Here is a 20,275-nt window from a genome sequence, read left to right as displayed (position 1 = left end):
TATAAAAGTGTCTAAGGCCATAAACATAATGTCCATTTAATAAATAATGGACACTATCGGGATATTGAGAAAATAAGAAAAGTGGGGTTCAGCGGACGCTTACGCAGTAAATGAATAAAAATTAGGAGAACAGTTTGACGGGTTTTATCGCAGTGCTGATTGTACCGGCAATGAAAATGACGCTGCGGGTTGATACGAAACTGGAGAACTCAAGCGGACATTAGGGCTGATGCAAACCAAGTCTGGTTAAATGTAGACGCAAGATACGACGCAATTCTAAAACAGCTTCTGGTGTTTCCTGAATGGAATGACCGCCTTTAATAATTTTTTCCGAAATAGCACCCTCCAGATGGGCACTCTTATAGGGCACTATGTCATCAGTGATCACATGGATATCATTACTGTTGGTGATATTGCCAATAATGGAATGAAAGACCAATCCTTTACGCGGGTTAATGTCTTTGGTCAGTTCAATAAACTTGGACTGATAACTTAAATCACTCGGTCCATTTTGAATCAGGCCATGATCAATCTGCTGTAACAGCTCTTTCAAATCCAGATCCTGAGTTTGTATGCTATCGCTAATCGCAGAGAGGAAAGCTCCGGGAATACGGATGATTTTACGTGCTGCCTTGGTAAACCAGCGATCGGCATAATCGGTTCCCCGATGCGGGGTGGCCAGAAAAATCGCCCGAGAAAAATTAGGAATGTCCTTGATGACCAGGCGCTGCGAAATAATCGGTAATTTTTGAAACTTGTTTAACTGACGATTATTCATCATGGATAAGGCTTTTTGGGTTAAGTCTGCATCACTGACCAAAAGCCGGGCAATAATGCCCCCCATACTATGTCCGACCAGTACCGCATCTTTTTTGGCAGGGGCATTGGCATCGACCTGGGCAAAGGCCTGAGTCAATAGGGCATAAATCTGAAAACGGCTTTCCATAATCGGCATATTAGTTGAATAAAATACCTGCCAGACCTGAAAATTTTCCCGTAGTACTGTGTCCCCCATAATATCGTTAGTCAGACGAATCCATGCTTCAGGGCTGCTGGCCAGACCATGGATTAAGACAATCACTTTTTTATTCGGATTATAAGGTTCCAGCATATATAAATGCGGCATGGTGAGATGATCATCACGGTCAATAAGGGTTAAATAGGCTGCCCGGCCGAGATTGTTTTGTGCAAGCCATAAGCCATAAGGCGTAGAAAAGTTTCCAGCCAGCGGATAGGTCTTTCCGGCCATATTGACCTGATCATATTTGTACGGATCAAAGGCTTTTATTTCAAATTCTGCATTGTTTAAAATGTCTTCTACACTGCTGGCCGCTTTAGGCTGGGCAGTCAGGGTTGCCGCTAAATAGCGGGCCTGATGAATATTGGGATTGACCCCGTTTTTGTAACTGAAATTTATTGGGTTAATAATATATTTATTTTTCCCTTCGCTAATACCATCCTTGACCTGCGGTAGAACCAGGACAAATTCTGAGCCAAAACCATCGCGACGGTTAATGGAACGTAAGCCTGAAAAATTCAGGTTGTAACTGGAAAGCAGCTGCTCGATTTTCTGATTTTTGAGCTGTGGATAGTAATCAAAGTTGATCTGATAAATACTTTTACCCACCTTGACCTGTGGCTCAACTACAGTAGGTTTATGACGCAAGGCATAAGCAGTTACCAGTTTAGCCAGTGCTAAATTATAAAAGTCACGTATTTGCACCTGCCGGTTGTCAAAAATGCGGTCTTTGGGCTGTCGTTTGGTCTTAAACATGTAGGCATAGCTGTAGCGGATACTTTTATCCAGCATATACAGTTGCTGATCCAGACATTGATCATAGGTTTCTTGTTGCTGTTTCTGTTTTTCTTCAGATCGGGTACTGGCTAAAGTACTGGTTTTACAGTCAGAAGAATTTTCAAATTCCAATGCTTTGGCCAGGTAAATTTCGCTGGAGGTAGAGAGCAGCTGTTCGTCCTGAATTTGCGGAATCTGTTGCAGTTCCTGAATACACTGGTCGGGTTGGTCGGAACAGATTTTAGCTTCACGACCGGTCATGGACAGCACATTTAAACTGGCTTCACTCAATTTATTTCGGGTAAGGATACTTTCACGTTCATTGGCAATGGTGACATTAATGCCCTGGCTTTTGACGCTGACAATTTGACAACCTGTAAGCAGATAACTACTCAGCAGCGAGGCAAATAAAAGCTGATATATTTGTTTTGGCATAAAGTATGTCTACGTTCAGTATTTATTTGAGTTTTGTTCATCATACGATGATTCTTCTAATTTTCAATTCGTACATATAAAAATAGACCGTTTTGAACGGTCTATCTGAAAGGTGAATGGACAAAGAAAAATTAAGACGTTTTAGCCGGATTAAGTACTTGCCATACATTCCAGCGACCTTGCTTTTCAATTTCTGCAATTAAACGGTCAGCCACTTCAGCTTCTTGCGGATATTTCACTTTGTAATTTTTCAAGACCTGAATCGCATTTTTCTTTTGTTCCATGGCAATGTAATTGTTTGCCGCAGATAAATAGGCTTCCTGCACACCTGCCTTCATGGCCTTGTCTAAATAAGGAATAGCTTCACGTTGACCACCACCTTCAGATAAGCCAAAACCGAACCAGAAGTTTGCTTCAGCATCTTCTTTGTTAATTTTTAAAATGCGCTGTGCATAAGTTAAAGACTTGGTGGTATAGACTGAACCTAAGTCCAGGTTACGTGCCATAACACTGGCTTTAAATGCACGAATCAACACATCAAAAGAGGCATTTTCTTTAGATGCCAGGGTATCGAGCTGTTGAGTCACTTGTTTCAGTTTGGCTTCAAAGCCTTTACGTTCCTGACGTTCAGTAAAACGAGGCGGATAATGGCGTGCTTTGCCTTCTACCAGCTGCAAGAAGTCATCAACTTCGGTGATATCTACTTCATTGTCACCCGCCACAACCGCATATTTTACATTACGTTGCTTGCTGTTTACGGTAGGAATAATCAGCTTGTTGACATCAAGCATCACTTTTTTCTTTGGATCACCCGGCAGTGTGACTTCCATTTTGGTTACCGGCTGTGCAGCAGCTTTTTGTAAGGCAATTTCAAATGGAGGTGGGGCATCATAGTTAAATGGATTTAGTGCATAAAACGGAGCAGTCAATTCAGGTTCAGTGAAAACGATCGGTGCATTGGAATTTTTATCTTTTGTTGGTGTCGAGCTACAGGCTGAGAGTAAAGAAACAGCAATCAATGTACATGCCAAAGGCTTAAGGGTCATAGGTGTCATCCGTTCATTTAATTTTAAAATTAATTAGTAGGTATGTTCCTCAGTCTAAAAAAACTTTCAGGAACATACAAGTCAGGGCTTGTTAATATTCAGGACAGCCGTTCAGGCTTTGGATTGACTGCTTTGCGCTTCGCATTCACGGCGAACGTCCTCCATAATTTTTAATTCTTCTGCACTAAAAGGTTGTTCATTCTGCTGCTGCTTTTTAAATGAAGGATCAATCACTGATAAACGCTGACATAGGGTATTCATACGTTTTTCATTAAGCTGAATCCGGTCCAGCAGTACGCGCATGCCATCCAGAATCGGGTCAGACTGGTCCTGTGTAGCTGCATAAGGCTGAAAGCCAATACTTTCTGCATAATCACGACGGCGGGCTTCTTCTGCATCTTTAGGTTTATCTTTGGTAATAAAGCGTGCCGGGTTTCCTACAGCAGTCGTATTCGGTGGAACAGCCTTGGTTACGACGGCATTGGAACCGACTTTGGCATTTTTACCCACGGTAAAAGGGCCCAGAATTTTGGCACCTGCACCAACCACCACGCCATCTTCCAGCGTAGGATGACGTTTGCCCTTGTTCCAGGTGGTACCGCCCAAAGTGACGCCGTGATAGAGCGTGACATCATCTCCAATTTCAGCCGTTTCACCAATTACTACACCCATGCCATGATCGATAAAGAAACGGCGCCCGATTTTGGCACCCGGATGGATTTCAATGCCGGTGGCAAAACGGCTAAAAGAAGACAGCAGGCGAGCAGAGCCTTTACACTCTTTTTGCCAAAGTTCATGGGCAATACGGTGCATGATCAGTGCATGAATGCCGGGATAGGTAGTGAGAACTTCTAAAGTGTTTCGTGCTGCAGGATCGCGCGCGAATACAGCTTGGATGTCTTCTTTGAGCTGTTTAAGCATTGGATTGATCCTCTGAAGAATCGGTTGTTTTGTCTGTAGATTTTTTCCATGTACCATTGTTCAATGCCTGTACACGGCTAAAGATGCCACGCAGTAAATGATATTCCATACGATCTAATTGTATACGTCCAAATAAACGACGCAAGCGTAAAGGCAATAATCGTGGGTTTTTCGGGTCCATAAATTCAATTTCGGCCAGCATTTTTTCAATATGTGGGTAAAACTGTTCCATCTGTTCATGCGTTACCAAAGGCTCATCCCACTGCATGTCAATGTCATCGGTGACATGCATGGTGGCTTTAGGGTCTTCCGCCTGTTCAGTCAATGCCATGGCAGCCATACGCATTTCATAGCAAATGACCTGAATGGCCTGAGCAACATTCAGTACGCCATAATCGCTATTGACCGGAATGGTGACATGATAATTGGCCATCGCCAGTTCTTCATTGGTCAGACCGCGATCTTCACGACCAAATACAATCGCAATTTCCTGTTTGTTCTGTACCACAGCTTGCAATGATTTTTCTGCAGCAGGGCGGGCATCGAGTAAAGGCCAGGGAATGGTGCGGTTACGTGCACTGGTACCAAAGACCAGATGACAATCCTTAATCGCTTCTTGCAAAGTCGGCACAATTTCAATCTGTTCAATCAGATCGGTTGCGCCTGCGGCCAGTGCATCAATATCAGGATGCGGATAGATTTTAGGCTCTACCAGTACCAGTCTGGATAGGCCCATGGTTTTCATGGCACGTAAGGCGCTGCCGATATTGGCAGGCAAGGTAGTATTGACCATGACAATACGCACATGAGAGAGATGTGCGGAAACCACAGCATTGTCAACTTGACTCATAAGGTGTCCGATTTGAATTTAAATATTTAAAAATTAAGAATATTGAGTGGCTTCAGCCTGATACATATCCATCGCTTCATCCATGCTCACATTGGCTGGAGGCGGCGGGACATTCGCAGGCATGGCCTGCTCGTAACTCACAGCTTTGGCCGCCTTGGATTTGACCTGATATTCAATATGAATTACGTCTTTACCAAAATAGTCACGTAATTTCGTCAGTAACTCATCCAGTGGAGCCACCTTCCAATTCAGGCCCAGGTTGATATCAGCAGAGGCATAGGAATAATCAATGTGTAATTGCATCGGGATATGATTGCACATATCGACATTACAGAATGGCATTAAGATTTTGCGTAAATCCTGACTGAGTGAAGGGTTGAGATGTTCCGCGTTCAGCTTGATTTGAATACTGTTGGCACGTTTCTGACGAATTTCATTCAGGCTAAAGGCTTTGGTCAGGCGTCCCATAGGACGGTCAAAACCTTCACGTTCATAAATTTCTCCTTCAATCACCACCACTTTTTCATTTTGAATAATGTCTTTAAAGCGTTGGAAACGTTCGTGATTGGCCGAGACTTCTATACGTGCAGTGCCATCATCCAGAGTAACCATCATGCGGTTCGGGAAGTTGGCGACATCGACCACCAGCCCGGCAAATACGGTAGTCACACCACGGCGTGTAGGGGTGAGCTCATTAATACGTGCAGGAATAAAGGATTTAAGTTCTGGACGATACACATCAATCGGATGTCCGGTTAAATACAGTCCCAAAGTGTCTTTTTCACCTTTGAGGCGAACTTCATCTGACCACGGTTTGACCGGTTTGGCTGGTTTGCGCTGAACTTCCTCAACTTCACCGAATAAATCCATGATGCCAGATTCACGGTTTGAACGTGCCTGTTCTGCGGCTTGAACCGCTTCAGGAAGTTGCGCCATGAGGTCAGCACGTTCAATGCCCAAACAGTCCATCGCACCTGCACGGATGAGTGCTTCAAGGGTACGTTTATTGATTTTTTTCAGATCGACTCGGTGGCAGAAATCAAACAAATCTTTATAAGGACCATCCTGTATGCGTGAATCAATCACCGACTGCATTGCAGCTTCACCCACGCCTTTAATTGCACCTAAACCATAGACAATGGTATTCGGACTGCTGGCATGGAAATTATATAAGGACATATTGATAGATGGCGGAAGAACTTCCAGACCATTAATACGGCAGTCATCAATCAGGAACACGATGTTGTCGGTGTTCTGCATTTCCGAGGTCATTACCGCAGACATAAACTCTGCAGGATAATGTGCTTTTAGCCATGCGGTCTGATAAGCAACCAGGGCATAGGCGGCAGCATGTGATTTGTTGAAACCATAACCGGCAAATTTTTCCATATAGTCGAAGATATGGTTGGCGGTCGCTTCATCAATATCTTTTTCAGCAGCACCTTTAATAAAGATCTGGCGCTGCTTGACCATTTCCTCAGGTTTTTTCTTACCCATGGCACGGCGCAGTAAATCCGCACCGCCCAGACTATAACCGGCACAGAACTGTGCAGCCTGCATCACCTGTTCCTGATACACCATAATCCCGTAGGTCGGTTCCAGAACTTTTTCCAGTAATGGGTGCAGGTATTCAAACTCACCGCCATGCATACGATGAATAAAGTCAGGAATCAGGTCCATTGGACCCGGACGGTACAAAGACACGAAGGCAATAATTTCTTCGAATTTGCTTGGACGTGCTTCCTTGAGCATTTTTTTCATGCCCACGGATTCAAACTGGAATACCGCAGTGGTGTTGGCGTTGGCAAAGATTTCGTAGGCCGGTTTATCATCCAGTGGAATATAGGAAATATTGACCGGTTCTGTGACATCTGGACGCGCATTGATATGCTTAATCGCATCTTCAATTACGGTTAAGTTACGTAAACCCAAGAAGTCGAACTTGACCAGACCAGCTGCTTCGACATCGTCCTTATCGAACTGGGCAACACGGTTAGTTCCGTCGGCATCACACATTACAGCTGAGTAGTCGGTCAGCTTGGTCGGTGCAATCACCACACCACCGGCATGTTTACCGGTATTACGGGTAATGCCTTCAAGTTTGAGTGCCATTTCCCAGATTTCAGCGGCATCGTCATTGTCCGGGTTGGACGGATTGGTGACAATATCCTTGAGCTGCGGCTCAGCTTCCAGCGATTCTTCCAGACTCAAACCCAAGGGCTTGGTTGGAATCATTTTGGAAATACGGTCCGCCAGACCATAGGATTTACCTAAAACACGTGCCACGTCCCGAATTGCACCTTTGGCCGCCATGGTCCCGAAAGTGGCAATCTGTGATACCGCATCTCGGCCATAAGTACGTGCCACATAGTCAATTACGCGGTCACGACCGGCAATACAGAAATCGACGTCAAAGTCGGGCATCGACACACGTTCCGGGTTCAAGAAACGTTCGAACAGCAGGTCATAACGCAGTGGATCCAGATCGGTAATTTTTAAGCTATACGCCACCAGTGAACCGGCACCTGAACCACGGCCCGGGCCGACAGGTACACCGTTACCTTTGGACCATTGAATAAAGTCCATCACGATCAGGAAGTAACCGGGGAAACCCATGTCGAGAATAATCTTTACTTCGAAGGCTAAACGCTCGTCATAAGGTTTACGGATTTCCGGCCAGTCTTCACCGCGCTTTTCAGGTGGATATAGGAAGTTAAGTCGTTCTTCCAGACCTTGTTCGGATAAATGTGCAAAGTAGGTATCAATGGTATGACCTTCCGGAATTGGGTAGTCCGGTAAGTCATTAAAACCTAAGCGTAAAGTCACATTACAACGCTTGGCAATGTGGTAGGTATTTTCAATGGCTGTTGGAATATCTGAAAATAGTTCCGTCATTTCTACAGCAGTTTTAAAGTACTGTTCAGGGCTATAGGTTTTAGGACGGCGGTTATCACCCAATACATAACCATCGGCAATACAGACCCGGGCTTCATGTGCTTCAAAATCATCACGTGTAATGAAGTGTACGTCGTTATGGGCGACCACGCCTATATTGTATTTTTTTGCAAGTTTGACAGCTTCTTCAATAAAGGCATCTTCATCAGGACGGTTGGTACGGGTCAAAGCTAAATAAACCCGATTGCCGAATTTTTCAATCCATTCTTGAAGGAGGGGTTCAGCTTTATCTGGATTTGATGTGATCAGCATTTTGCCAACATCAGATTGCATGCCCAATAGCACAATCAGGTCTTGATGCTGATCTAAAATCCAGTCTTTTTGTACACAAGGAATATCGAGTTGCTGACCTGAAATAAAACCTTGAGAAACCAGTTCGGTCAGACTGCGCCAGCCTTTATTGGTCATGGACAATAATGTCACACGATGTTCAGCATCATTCAGGCGGATTTCTGAACCTAAAATAGGTTTAATGCCTTTATCCAGACATTTTTTATAGAATTTTACCGCAGCATGCAGGTTGGACAGGTCGGTAATGGCCAGTGCTGGCATTTCATCATTTGCAGCAGCTTTAATTAGATCAGATATACGTACGATAGATTCTGTAATGGAAAATTCTGTATGTATACCAAGATGAACAAAGTGCATAAATGAGTCCCTGCAAAAACCACTGGATAGTTTAGCATGCTCTAGGAAAAGTCATGGATTATTATTTAGCTAATTCAAGTTCAAAATTGACTTTTTAAGTGTGATGAATAGGTGATTAAAATCATATCAGTAGGCTAAACGAATTTGAGTCCTCCTAATATTGATTGGAAGTGAAGCGGTACTTAAACTTAATTCTGAATATAAAAAAGCCCTCAATCGAGAGGGCATTCAATAATGGTATTTTATCTTAATCGTGACAGCCATTCACCAAAGGTCTGTACAAATTGCACCAGCAATAACAGCACAATCACGGTCAAAATGACTACACTGGTATCAAAACGCTGGTAACCGTAGGAAATGGCCAGATCGCCAATACCACCGGCACCGACCGCACCAGCCATCGCCGTTGCACCAATCAGGCTAATGGTTGCCGTAGTAAGGTTTAAAATCAGTGAACTGCGTGCTTCAGGCAAAATGAACTTGAAAATAATTTGCAGGGGCGAAGCACCCATGGCTTGCGCTGATTCGATAATACCTTCATTTACTTCAAGCAATGAAGTTTCAATCAATCGACCCATATAAGGACCAATATAAATGGTCAACGGCACAATTGCCGCCCATGTACCAATTGATGTGCCCACGAGTAATTTAGTCAGTGGAATAAAGGCAATCAGCAGGATAATAAAGGGTAAGGAACGTAGCGCATTTACAATCGGGTTTAAGCCATGATAAATCACCCGGTTTGGCAAAATGCCTGCCGGACGGGTCACCAGCAAAATGATGGCCTGGATAAAGCCCCAGATACAACCAAACAGCATGGCAAAGAACACCATGTGCAAGGTTTCTTGCAGCGCGGTTACAAACTGGTCAATCGAAAGTGAGCTTTTCCAGTAAGGCGCCGTGATTTCAGTCAGCCATTGAACAATTAAATCTCTCATGCGCTGACTCCAGACTGTTCAACTTTGACCCCATTTTGCTGGAAAAATGCAACAGCTTGCTCAATCACCACAGGATCACCTAGCAGCTGGACAAACATTTGTCCTATCACTGAACCGTTAATTTCAGTCATATTGGCAAACAGAATATTCAAGCTGATATCAAACTGTTTAATGGCTGCCTGTACTACGGTTTCTTGTGCAGATGTACCCAAAAATTGCAGGCTATAAATGCTGTTATGATTTTGATTTTCCAGGTTTTGTAGAATATTAAAAGGAAGTTGCTGCTGCAAAACGGTCTGAATAAAATTCTTCGTGGTTGGATGCTGTGGCTGACTGAAAATTTCCAGCGTCGAACCGGTTTCGATCACTTTACCCTGTTCCATTACCGCAACATAATCACAAACAGATTCAATCACATCCATTTCATGGGTCACCATAACAATGGTAATGCCTTGTTCTTTATTAATCTTTTTAAGCAAATCTAAAACAGATTTGGTGGTTTGCGGATCCAGTGCCGAAGTCGCTTCATCACAGAGTAAAATTTTAGGATGATTGGCGAGGGCACGGGCAATACCGACACGCTGTTTTTGACCGCCAGACAGTTCATCCGGATAAGCATCTTTCTTATGCTTAAGATCGATAAACTCGAGCAATTCCGCTAAACGTTTTTCACGCTCGGCTTTGCTCCAGCCCAACAGTTTCATTGGCATTTCAATATTGGCTGCGACAGTTTTACTCTGCAACAAATTAAAATGCTGAAAGATCATCCCGATGTTGGCACGTTCCTGACGTAATGAACGTGCATCCAATGCGGTAAAATCTTTTTGATTAATGATGACTTGACCATCATTTGGTCGTTCCAGCAAATTAATCAGGCGGATTAAGGTACTTTTACCCGCACCACTATAGCCAATAATGCCAAAAATACTGCCATCTGGAATCTGTAAATTAATTTGATCCAAGGCACGAATTGTTTGACCTTTAAGCTGATAATGTTTTGAAATATTTTTAAATTCAATCATATGGTCAAAAACTATCTATAAAAAGAAAAACAGGCAAAGAAACTTTGCCTGTTTAGATAAACCAATTATATTACTATTTCGAGTCAGTGAGATAGCTAATCGGTTTATTTACGTCAACTTTGGTACCGCCAAATTTCTGTTGCACAAATTTTTTCACGGCTTCAGAGTGGTAAAGTGCACCTACTTTTTGCAATACTGGGTCATTTTGACGACCTTCTGCAACAGCAAGAATATTGACATTCATTTTGGTGCTTTGGTCGATTGGCTCATAATAAATAGAGTCTTTCAGCACATTTAAGCCACCTTCCATTGCCAAAGTATTACCCAAAACAATGGCATCGACTTCGTCTTTTACACGTACAGCAGTTGCCATCTGAATTGGTTTGATCACAATTTTTTTGTTGTTTTCAACAACATCGGCAGGGGTGCCTTTTACGTTGTCAAAATTAGTTTTTAATTTAACCAAACCGGCAGATTGAAGTAACAATAATGCACGTGATTCATTTGCACCATCGTTAGGAATGGCAATCGTTGCACCTGTTTTGAATTCATCAAGTTTCTTCACTTTACTTGAATAAATACCCATTGGTTCCAGGTAAGTGGTAGAAAGCGGAGCAATCTTGTCTTTATTGGATTCGTTAAAAGCAACCAGGTAGGCATAAGACTGGAAGGCATTCACATCAATTTCTTTATTGGCTACTGCTGTGTTCATAGACACATAGTCAGTGAAGTTTTTCACTTCAAGCTTAATACCAGCAGTTTTGGTTTCCGGAAGTGTGGCAATATAACGCCAAACTTCTGCATCCGAACCTGTAGACGCCATAGTGACCGTTTGCAGACCATTCGCGTCTTTTGTTTGAGCTGCATTATTTGCAGGCGCTTCTTGCTTACCACAGCCAGACAAGCCAACTGAAAGACCTAAAACAAGACCAAGGAGCTTTTTCATGTATATGTCCTAGTAAATTTAATTTGGCGATAAATTTACGAATATGTCATTGGAGAGATTAAATCAAGTGTGAATCAGATCAACTGATTGATGCAGATAACTTTAAAATGTCCCATTCATCAACGCAATTGGATATCGGTAGCATCATGGAGAGATGTTTTTTGTTTGAAAAAAGCAAATTGCTGTAATCAAACAATTTTCATGATGACTTATTCCTAAAAATTGGATACATCATAACAATTTTTTTTTATGCATAATAGTGATTATAAATCTGATATTTAGCTTAATTTTGCATAAAAAAGTGAGACGTTTTTATAAATTAATTCATAAAACAATAGATTAAATTTATTGAAATGAGTAAAACCGATAATTAAAGAATTTTGTTTCTATATAAATTTTTTGAAAATACAAAGCTAAAAAATGGATATTGATAAAAATACTAATTGTTTGGTATTGATTCATTCTCTAAAAGATAAAGTTCATTAATTAGCATAAATTCGCGTATTTGCATTTTGTAGTGTTTATTGATTTCTCCGTGGGCGCGTTCCTTTCTATATGCTGTAAAAATGTGAGTGAACAAGCGTCCTATAGCATTTGATACCTCTTCATTATCTACATTCCACTTGTACATTGATTTATGTTTATCAGAAATGAATGCAGTCTTGAGCAGATTTGAAGAAAATAAATCTGTCTTGGTTTTGTGTCTAAGTATGTCTTCGAGTCTGGCATATGCTGTCATAATTGCATTGTTAGGCTCTTCCTTAAATTTTAAAGCTAAATCAAAAATACGAGGGTCGATAAGGTGATAGCTAAGCTCAATTGGATAATGTCGATCATTGATTTGTTGATATTCTAATGTTTTATAGATTGTATAAATATATTCATGAATACGTAAAGGGCGAACAAATTTACTTTCTAATATGTGTTTTACATCCGACTCTAAAATTAATGCTTTATTAACTTTCTTCATTAGTTTTTCGGAAATATTAACTTCTTCAATGTCTATTTGATGTTTCAGGAGAAGTTGAAGCGAAGATGCTAGACCTTTTGGACCCTCACCCATATAACCAGATTTAAATCCTGATCGGACTACGTAAGTATTTCTTTCAGAAATAATTAAGAATGCATGATATTGTTTATTTGATAGAAGGATAGCTTTTTCTATATTTTGTTGTGTTTGAAGTATAAATCCTAAAGCTTCTAAACAATCTTGTGTATAGCAAGTACCTAAATATTGTATTTTTTCTGAACCTTGAGTAAATAGAGTACTGAGCATTTTTAAGTAAATGATTTTATAAAATAAAATTAATATACATTAAAAAAACCCGCACTAGGCGGGTTTTTTTGCTGAATTAAATCAATCAAGCATTTCGCGTGCAATTGCGCGGTAACCAATATCCTTACGGTATTGAACACCATCAAAAGTCACTTTTTGGCAAAGTTCCAAAGCTTTGGCTTGTGCTTCACCGATGGTATTGCCGAGTGCAGTTACGCAAAGTACACGACCACCAGCAGTCACAATTTCACCTTTTTCATTGGCTTTTGTACCTGCGTGGAATACTTTTGCATCTGCCATTTCAGTGTTTAAGCCTGAAATTACATCACCATTGCTTGAGGTTTCCGGATAACCTTTCGATGCCAGTACGATACCGACAGTCTTACGTTCATCCCATTCAGCGTCCGCAGGTAAGCTACCTGCAATACCTGCTTCAACCAGATCCACTAAAGATGATTTTAAACGCATCATGATAGGCTGGGTTTCAGGATCACCAAAACGACAGTTGAATTCGATCACTTTAGGTTGACCTTGTTCATCAATCATTAAGCCTGCATACAAGAAACCTGTATAGACATGACCATCAGCTTTCATGCCATCAACGGTTGGACGCATGACTTCTTTCATGACTTTTTCAAAAACGTCAGCAGTCACAACAGGAGCAGGAGAGTAAGCACCCATACCACCAGTGTTTGGACCTTGGTCACCTTCAAAGATACGTTTGTGATCTTGCGATGTTGCCATTGGCAAGATGTTGTCGCCATCAATCATACAAATGAAAGATGCTTCTTCACCTGCAAGGAACTCTTCGATCACAACGCGAGAACCAGCATCACCAAATTTGTTGCCAGCCAGCATGTCATCAATGGCATCAAATGCTTCTTGATTGGTCATGGCAACGATTACGCCTTTACCCGCAGCAAGACCATCGGCCTTGATTACGATTGGCGCACCATTTTTCTCAACAAATGCTTTGGCTGCATCTACTTCAGTAAATACGTCATAGAAAGCAGTAGGAATGTTGTGACGTTTTAAGAAGTGCTTGGCGAATGCTTTAGAGCCTTCAAGCTGTGCAGCAAATTGAGTTGGACCCCAGATTTTAAGCTCAGCCGCGCGGCAAGCATCGACTACACCATTTACCAGTGGTGCTTCAGGACCAACGACAATTAGATCAACTGCATTGTTTTTAGCAAAGTCGATAATTGCAGCATTGTCTAAAATATTTAACGCAACATTTTCGCATTTATTTTCTGTTGCAGTACCTGCATTACCCGGTGCTACAAATACTTTTGCGACTTTGTCATCTTGCGCGATTTTCCATGCCAAAGCATGTTCACGACCGCCATTACCCAAAACTAAAATATTCATCGGTTCATACTCCATGAATCGAAAATGACATAAAGTCCTCAACCTAAAAATAGGAGAGGACTTTATGCAAGATTAGAAATCTATTTGTCTAAATGTAGATGACTTTGTCATTACATTAATATCCAATCACTTAGTGACGGAAGTGACGCATGCCAGTGAAGACCATTGCAATACCAGCTTCGTCAGCAGCAGCAATTGTTTCTTCATCACGCATAGAACCACCCGGTTGGATAATGCATTTAATACCTGCTTTAGCAGCATTATCAATACCATCACGGAATGGGAAGAATGCATCAGACGCCATGACAGCACCTTCAACCACTAAGCCAGCATGTTCAGCTTTGATCGCAGCAATACGAGCAGAGTTTACACGGCTCATTTGACCTGCGCCGACACCAATGGTTTGACGGTTTTTCGCATAAACAATCGCGTTAGATTTTACATATTTCGCAACTTTCCAGGCGAAGATCATGTCATCGATTTCTTGCTCAGTCGGTGCACGTTTAGTCACAACTTTAAGATCATCTTTGGTGATCATACCCAAGTCTTGATCTTGAACCAGTAAACCACCGTTTACACGTTTGTAGTCAAGCTGTGCTTTACGCTCATCAATTGCTGGCAATTCACCACATACAAGAACACGGACGTTTTTCTTCGCACCAGTGATTTCAAGTACGCCTTCAGCTACGCTTGGCGCAATGATCACTTCAACGAATTGACGGTCAACAATCGCTTGCGCAGTTGCAACGTCTAATTCACGGTTGAATGCAATGATGCCACCGAATGCAGATTCAGGGTCAGTTGCATAAGCAAGATCATAAGCAGCTTTAATACCGTCAAGCGATACTGCAACGCCACACGGGTTCGCATGTTTTACAATCACACAAGCAGGCTTCGCAAATGATTTCACACATTCAAGTGCTGCATCTGTATCTGCAATGTTGTTGTAAGAAAGTTCTTTACCTTGCAGCTGTTTCGAAGTTGAAACAGAAGCTTCTGTTGCATTAGCTTCTACATAGAAAGCAGCAGCTTGATGTGGGTTTTCACCGTAACGAAGGTCTTGGGCTTTATTCAATTGAGTATTGAAAGTACGTGCAAATTTGTCTGCTTGACCTTCTTCTTTACCTACGCGAGCGCCTAAGTAAGAAGCGATCATGCCGTCATATTGTGCAGTGTGTTCAAATGCTTTCACCGCTAAGTCGAAGCGAGTTGCATAAGACAATGCACCTTCAGCTTTAAGCTCGGCAACTACAGTCGCATAGTCAGCAGCATTTACAACAATACCTACAGATGCATGGTTTTTCGCAGCTGCACGAACCATAGTAGGACCACCGATGTCGATGTTTTCAATTGCATCAGCCAGTGAACAGTTTGGTTTTGCTACAGTTGCAGCAAATGGGTAAAGGTTCACCACAACCAGATCGATGGCATCGATGTTGTGTTCAGCCATTACAGCTTCGTCTAGACCACGACGAGCGAGGATACCACCATGGATTTTCGGGTGAAGTGTTTTTACACGTCCGTCCATCATCTCTGGGAAACCGGTGTGCTCTGAAACTTCAACTACAGCGATATTGTTGTCTTTTAAAAGTTTGTAAGTACCGCCAGTAGATAAAATTTCTACCCCAAGAGCAGCAAGGTCTTGTGCAAATTCGACAATGCCGGTTTTGTCAGAAACAGAGATTAAAGCACGTTTAATAGTCATGATGTCGTCACAGTTATCAAGAATTAAATCAAAAAGCTAAATAGCAGGCCAAAAAAAATGCCTGCGGAAACCGCAAGCATTTTATCACTTATTCACTCATTAAACCGTGAGCTTTTAACTTTTTGCGCAAAGTACCACGGTTAAGGCCTAGAATTTCAGCAGCGCGGGTTTGGTTGCCGCGAGTGTATTCTAAAACAACAGATAAAAGAGGTTTCTCCATTTCTGCCAGCACCATGTCATACACCTGAGAGGGTTGCTCGCCTTGCAATTGTGCAAAGTAATGGCGAACTGCGCGATCTACGTGAATACGAAGAGCGACATCAGATTGTGCAGTAAAAATAGGAGACTTGCTATTCATGCGAATTAATCCGAAAAATCAAATATCACTTGGGTAAAGAGATATATAAAAGTGGTCTATAGAAATTCAATGAACCCCGTTTTAGATCCTAAAACGGAAGTTCTAAAACTTGATCATTTAGCTTGCCACAACTCGACGTTTTTGATCGAAATTTAAGCGTAACAATAGATTAATATTTGTTACCACCCAAAATCAAAACAAAAAAATCTACTCAATACGCTATATTTAATAAAGCGCATTTCAGTTAGACAATTTTGTTGTAAAAATTTTCGAGGAGTTTGCAGCACTAAGCTTTCGTGGCGCGTATGATAGCATTGTCTAAGAAAAAGTGAGCAAGAAAACTACATTTTTTTTACATTTTTTTGTATTTTTTAATAGTTTTTTTCAATGTTACGGGCGAATTATTTCTAAACTATAAGTGTCAAAGCTTTTGCGTGGCATAGGAACGCTAAATTTGAATTTAAAAGGACTATTCTGGGGAATTCGTTGAATTCCTTGCAGACTCGTAATCAGATATTCAGAAGGCTTAAAGGAATAGGTCGAGATGGTTTCCCCATTTGCTTTCAGATCCACCCTGATCATTGGAAGAGCCAGGCTTTGAGTATGATAGTTAATTAGTTCTCCGCTAAACTGGGTTTCTTGTTTGGAAATTTGTTTAACCTTTAACTTGTTGGTAGAGAGTAGTCGATAATTTTCTTCCATAACCGAACATTTAAGTGCCTGACATGCTGTATTAAACAAAGCACTGAATACTGGGCTATTGTTTAAAATTTTCGGATTAAACCAGAAAAACTGAAAAACAAGCAAGCTGACTAAACATAAGTTGATTGTTCCCCATAAAACATAATGCCGCGCACCATATTTTTTCTCTTGTTCAGCTTTTTCTGACCAGTTTAGTGTGGGGTAGTTGCCAATCGGTTCTGTACTAAAATAATTCAAGTTATTGAGATAAGTTTTTAAATCGATATTCGAGTTTTCAACTTTATGATCGAAAATATCCAATAAATGTTTTACCGGTTTCTGTTCTGTAATGAACTGTTCTTTAATGAATGCATTGGATAAAGAAGTTTGTTTGGCTGGATCTAAAGAGGGAGTTGCTTGAGGGAGAGAAAAAGCCTCTTCTTTCTCTACGACCAGATGACTCAATGCATTAAAGTTGGTTGAGCATTTGGCACAACAAACCATGCCGCGAGCAACTGTAAGTTGAGCCACAGAGACTTTGTACTTGGTAAAACAGTTGGGGCAGCAGGTTTGTTTTTCGCTCATAGTCTATTCATGATTAGCAGGGGTATTTTTGCGTTTACCCGAAATTCGACACCAATGTTCGTCACGTTTTTCGACTTGCAGTATATCAAAAAATTCAGAATAAACACTAGAAACATCAGCAACTTGCTCTTCTAATATGCCGGCAAGTGCGAACTCCCCCTCAGATTTAACCAAAGTTGCGAATTCAGGCGCAAGCTCCATTAAGGGACCTGCCAGAATGTTGGCAACAAACACATCGGCTTTCTGATTTTTCAGCTCTTTATTGAACTCTTCAGGTAGTCCAACATACAGATTTTCAAGTACACCATTCAATTCTGCATTTTGTTTGGTTGCCAGTACAGCTTGTGGGTCAATATCGGTAGCATAGACTTTTTTTGCGCCCAGTAATAAAGCGGCAACCCCTAAAATGCCTGAACCACAACCATAATCGATGACAATTTTATCTTTGAGATCGACTTTGCCGAGCCATTGCAGGCAAAGGAAAGTTGAGGCATGGTTACCGGTACCAAAAGCCAGACCTGGGTCAAGCTTGATATTTACTGCATCGGCTTCAGGAGCTTCCATCCATTCAGGTACAATCCAGTATTTCTCGCCAATTTGAATAGGCTCATAGGTATCCATCCAGGTACGTTCCCATTCTTGGTCTTCAAGAAACTCGTAACGTAATGGTGCTTCAGGCATCTGTGCAGTAATAAAGGTAATGAGGGCATCTACATCAATTTCTTCATCATCTTCCTGCGCATAGATACCGGTTACAATGACTTTATTCCACAGAGGCGTTTCACCTGGAAGTGGTTCAAGCAAGTCCTGATTTTCAGCATCGTCTAAAGTTACGCTCACTGCACCCAATGAACTTAATAATGTTTCAGTAAAATCGACTTGAGCCTGCTCAACAGTAATATGAATTTGTAACCACTTCACGGAGATAACCTAAATTTGTGTTTTTAAAAATGCCATTGTAACGGAACTCAGGCTGAAACCACTATATATTGATGAAAACTATCTTGAAAAAGCAAAAGAAGCAGTTTGCACTCTTTATTTACAGAAGCGAAATCAGGGCGTTATAGCCGCTGGATGAGCTGCGAATTTATTTAATAACATGCCGAATAATGTGGCAAAAATATACATAAAAATAGTGTAAATTCCTGCGGGAATGGCAATGGTGGTATTTGATAACACGGAAAGTGCAATAGTAAGCGCCATGCCTGTGTTGTGAATTCCTACTTCAAATGTACATGCGCGTGCCTGTTTGTCGGAAATTCCAGATAAATGTGGAACTAGATAACCCACTAAAAAACTGATGAGGCAAAACAGCGCGATGGCAACCCCAATCTCGGAAAAGTATTCGGTGACATTGAATCGTTCTTTATAAAGGGCATACAAGAAAATCGAAAATAAAAAAATTACTGAACATAATCGCATGGGTTTGTTGAGTTGCAATGCAGTGTTGGGGGCAAGTGAACGAATCAACATACCCAAACAAACCGGAACAAAAATAATTAAAAAGACTTGGGTTATTTTTTCAATAGGCATGGCAACACTTTGCGACTCACCTAAAAAATAATGCATGGATAAATTGACAATAAACGGCAGGGTAAAGGTACAGATAATAGAATTAAGGGCTGTAAGGGTAAGGTTTAATGCCACATCTCCCTTGAAAATATAGCTAATCAAATTGGCTGTAGGGCCACCAGGAGAAGCGGCAAGCAACATTAAGCCAATCGCTAAAAGTGGAGAAGGCTTAAATAAAATACAGATAAAAAATGCCACGCCAACCAAAATGACTTGTTGCGAAAATAAAGCTAAAAAAATAGCTTTAGGGTGATGACGGATACGAAGAAAATCTTTAACTGTGAGTTCAAGCCCTAAACCAATCATCATAAAAGCAAGTATAAGAGGTAAAAAAAGGGTAAAGAGACCTGAATCCATTGAATATCCTTTATTGTTTTTATCCTTTGATATCCGTAGAGTTTAAACAAGATTTTTAAATAAGCAATATATGAAACGGGTAAAACCTAGGTATTTTACCCGTTAATAATTTTAATAAAATTAACATTTTATGGTGATTATTGTGGTTGCATCTCAGGTTTTGGCTGCATTTGAGGCTGGGTTTGCATTTCTGGTTGAGCATGCTGCATGTGCATTTGTGGCTGAGATTGTTGCATCTGCATTTGGGGTTGAGAAGAAGGACGAGGAGCCATAAAACCTAAAGTACATTTACCTTTAACTTCAGTCCCGTTGATGTTTACAGTTGTTGCACCGGTATCTCCGCTACATGCACTGGTTAACTCAGGTTCATCTCCTGCGATGGACGAATTTTTTACTGAAGGAAAGAATTGAGGTTCACAGGTACCATTCCAGATAATACCTCGATATGCAAAACTCACCTGTGCACCCTGACTTTTACCTTTACACGCCTTTTGGTACCTTTGAGTATCATATACCTTTTCGACCTTATCATTTGCTGAAGCTGCAAATGGCGTAAGACATAAACCACAGAGTATGGATGAGAGGAAAATATTCTTATTCATCTTTTATACCTTTGTTCGTAATGTATCCAATCTATAGATTAAAAAGTAATCAAATTTAAACAATGCTAATCAAGTAAAAAAATTTACTTAAATGTTTCATTTCTATAGCGAGTCTGAAAAGCGGAATTACATTGCAACATTAAAAGGTTAAAAATCTCTTCAATCTTCTTCAAGAAATTCGACTCATTTTGTCAACTTATTTTGTTCAGTTTTGA

15 protein-coding genes and 1 pseudogene are annotated in these 20,275 nt (G+C 41.1%); all 16 read right to left on the bottom strand.

Annotation, left to right across the window (positions count from 1 at the left end):
• Window positions 1-220 precede the first annotated feature (220 nt).
• Window positions 221-2,230 carry an alpha/beta hydrolase gene (locus ACE01T_RS01795; RefSeq protein WP_180043653.1) on the bottom strand — a complete coding sequence of 670 codons (2,010 nt, stop codon included), beginning with the start codon at window positions 2,228-2,230 and terminating at the stop codon, window positions 221-223.
• Window positions 2,231-2,361: 131 nt separating this feature from the next.
• Window positions 2,362-3,276, bottom strand: coding sequence for an ABUW_2363 family tetratricopeptide repeat lipoprotein (locus ACE01T_RS01790; RefSeq protein WP_180043651.1), 915 nt, complete (start codon window positions 3,274-3,276; stop codon window positions 2,362-2,364).
• 111 nt (window positions 3,277-3,387) lie between these two features.
• A complete protein-coding gene (gene cysE / locus ACE01T_RS01785) occupies window positions 3,388-4,197 on the bottom strand; it encodes a serine O-acetyltransferase (protein ID WP_086195115.1) in 810 nt (269 codons plus the stop codon).
• On the bottom strand, window positions 4,190-5,047 hold the full coding sequence (locus ACE01T_RS01780) for an RNA methyltransferase (RefSeq protein ID WP_086195116.1): 858 nt from the start codon (window positions 5,045-5,047) through the stop codon (window positions 4,190-4,192). Before ACE01T_RS01780 ends, cysE begins: the two co-directional genes overlap by 8 nt.
• Window positions 5,048-5,080: 33 nt before the next feature.
• Window positions 5,081-8,650 carry a DNA polymerase III subunit alpha gene (gene dnaE, locus ACE01T_RS01775; protein WP_086195117.1) on the bottom strand — a complete coding sequence of 1,190 codons (3,570 nt, stop codon included), beginning with the start codon at window positions 8,648-8,650 and terminating at the stop codon, window positions 5,081-5,083.
• 242 nt (window positions 8,651-8,892) lie between these two features.
• Entirely contained in the window at window positions 8,893-9,588 is a 696-nt protein-coding gene (locus tag ACE01T_RS01770) for a methionine ABC transporter permease (protein ID WP_086195118.1), read from the bottom strand.
• On the bottom strand, window positions 9,585-10,610 hold the full coding sequence (locus ACE01T_RS01765; RefSeq protein WP_180043649.1) for a methionine ABC transporter ATP-binding protein: 1,026 nt from the start codon (window positions 10,608-10,610) through the stop codon (window positions 9,585-9,587). Before ACE01T_RS01765 ends, ACE01T_RS01770 begins: the two co-directional genes overlap by 4 nt.
• Before the next feature lie 73 nt (window positions 10,611-10,683).
• Entirely contained in the window at window positions 10,684-11,556 is an 873-nt protein-coding gene (locus tag ACE01T_RS01760) for a MetQ/NlpA family ABC transporter substrate-binding protein (RefSeq protein WP_086195120.1), read from the bottom strand.
• A 439-nt stretch (window positions 11,557-11,995) separates the two neighbouring features.
• Window positions 11,996-12,832 (bottom strand): TIGR02391 family protein, encoded by an 837-nt coding sequence (locus ACE01T_RS01755; protein WP_395518637.1) that lies wholly within the window; start codon window positions 12,830-12,832, stop codon window positions 11,996-11,998.
• Between the two features lie 81 nt (window positions 12,833-12,913).
• Entirely contained in the window at window positions 12,914-14,200 is a 1,287-nt protein-coding gene (gene purD, locus ACE01T_RS01750; RefSeq protein ID WP_395518636.1) for a phosphoribosylamine--glycine ligase, read from the bottom strand.
• Window positions 14,201-14,330: 130 nt separating this feature from the next.
• The gene (purH, locus tag ACE01T_RS01745; RefSeq protein WP_180043643.1) at window positions 14,331-15,905 is read right to left on the bottom strand and encodes a bifunctional phosphoribosylaminoimidazolecarboxamide formyltransferase/IMP cyclohydrolase; all 1,575 of its coding nucleotides are present in this window, start codon (window positions 15,903-15,905) and stop codon (window positions 14,331-14,333) included.
• Between the two features lie 88 nt (window positions 15,906-15,993).
• On the bottom strand, window positions 15,994-16,263 hold the full coding sequence (gene fis / locus ACE01T_RS01740; protein WP_001086304.1) for a DNA-binding transcriptional regulator Fis: 270 nt from the start codon (window positions 16,261-16,263) through the stop codon (window positions 15,994-15,996).
• Between the two features lie 390 nt (window positions 16,264-16,653).
• Complete coding sequence (locus ACE01T_RS01735) at window positions 16,654-17,529, bottom strand: DUF3426 domain-containing protein (protein ID WP_180043641.1); 876 nt, start codon at window positions 17,527-17,529, stop codon at window positions 16,654-16,656.
• A gap of 3 nt (window positions 17,530-17,532) precedes the next feature.
• Window positions 17,533-18,450 (bottom strand): 50S ribosomal protein L11 methyltransferase, encoded by a 918-nt coding sequence (gene prmA / locus ACE01T_RS01730; RefSeq protein WP_180043639.1) that lies wholly within the window; start codon window positions 18,448-18,450, stop codon window positions 17,533-17,535.
• A 132-nt stretch (window positions 18,451-18,582) separates the two neighbouring features.
• The gene (locus ACE01T_RS01725; protein WP_300046219.1) at window positions 18,583-19,458 is read right to left on the bottom strand and encodes a bile acid:sodium symporter family protein; all 876 of its coding nucleotides are present in this window, start codon (window positions 19,456-19,458) and stop codon (window positions 18,583-18,585) included.
• A 257-nt stretch (window positions 19,459-19,715) separates the two neighbouring features.
• Window positions 19,716-20,060: pseudogene (locus ACE01T_RS01720) on the bottom strand (hypothetical protein); the annotation flags it as partial.
• Window positions 20,061-20,275: the final 215 nt, after the last annotated feature.

It is taken from the genome of Acinetobacter uliginosus (assembly GCF_044130295.1).
Taxonomy (GTDB): domain Bacteria; phylum Pseudomonadota; class Gammaproteobacteria; order Pseudomonadales; family Moraxellaceae; genus Acinetobacter.
This window is presented reverse-complemented; position numbering and strand designations above follow the sequence as displayed.

Bases quoted from the DNA above. Each gene is read 5' to 3' on its own strand.
- fis (WP_001086304.1), bottom strand. From the start codon at position 16,263: ATGAATAGCAAGTCTCCTATTTTTACTGCACAATCTGATGTCGCTCTT.
- ACE01T_RS01735 (WP_180043641.1), bottom strand. From the start codon at position 17,529: ATGAGCGAAAAACAAACCTGCTGCCCCAACTGTTTTACCAAGTACAAA.
- ACE01T_RS01780 (WP_086195116.1), bottom strand. From the start codon at position 5,047: ATGAGTCAAGTTGACAATGCTGTGGTTTCCGCACATCTCTCTCATGTG.
- purD (WP_395518636.1), bottom strand. From the start codon at position 14,200: ATGAATATTTTAGTTTTGGGTAATGGCGGTCGTGAACATGCTTTGGCA.
- dnaE (WP_086195117.1), bottom strand. From the start codon at position 8,650: ATGCACTTTGTTCATCTTGGTATACATACAGAATTTTCCATTACAGAA.
- ACE01T_RS01795 (WP_180043653.1), bottom strand. From the start codon at position 2,230: ATGCCAAAACAAATATATCAGCTTTTATTTGCCTCGCTGCTGAGTAGT.
- purH (WP_180043643.1), bottom strand. From the start codon at position 15,905: ATGACTATTAAACGTGCTTTAATCTCTGTTTCTGACAAAACCGGCATT.
- ACE01T_RS01765 (WP_180043649.1), bottom strand. From the start codon at position 10,610: ATGATTGAATTTAAAAATATTTCAAAACATTATCAGCTTAAAGGTCAA.
- ACE01T_RS01760 (WP_086195120.1), bottom strand. From the start codon at position 11,556: ATGAAAAAGCTCCTTGGTCTTGTTTTAGGTCTTTCAGTTGGCTTGTCT.
- ACE01T_RS01770 (WP_086195118.1), bottom strand. From the start codon at position 9,588: ATGAGAGATTTAATTGTTCAATGGCTGACTGAAATCACGGCGCCTTAC.
- ACE01T_RS01725 (WP_300046219.1), bottom strand. From the start codon at position 19,458: ATGGATTCAGGTCTCTTTACCCTTTTTTTACCTCTTATACTTGCTTTT.
- ACE01T_RS01755 (WP_395518637.1), bottom strand. From the start codon at position 12,832: ATGCTCAGTACTCTATTTACTCAAGGTTCAGAAAAAATACAATATTTA.
- ACE01T_RS01790 (WP_180043651.1), bottom strand. From the start codon at position 3,276: ATGACCCTTAAGCCTTTGGCATGTACATTGATTGCTGTTTCTTTACTC.
- cysE (WP_086195115.1), bottom strand. From the start codon at position 4,197: ATGCTTAAACAGCTCAAAGAAGACATCCAAGCTGTATTCGCGCGCGAT.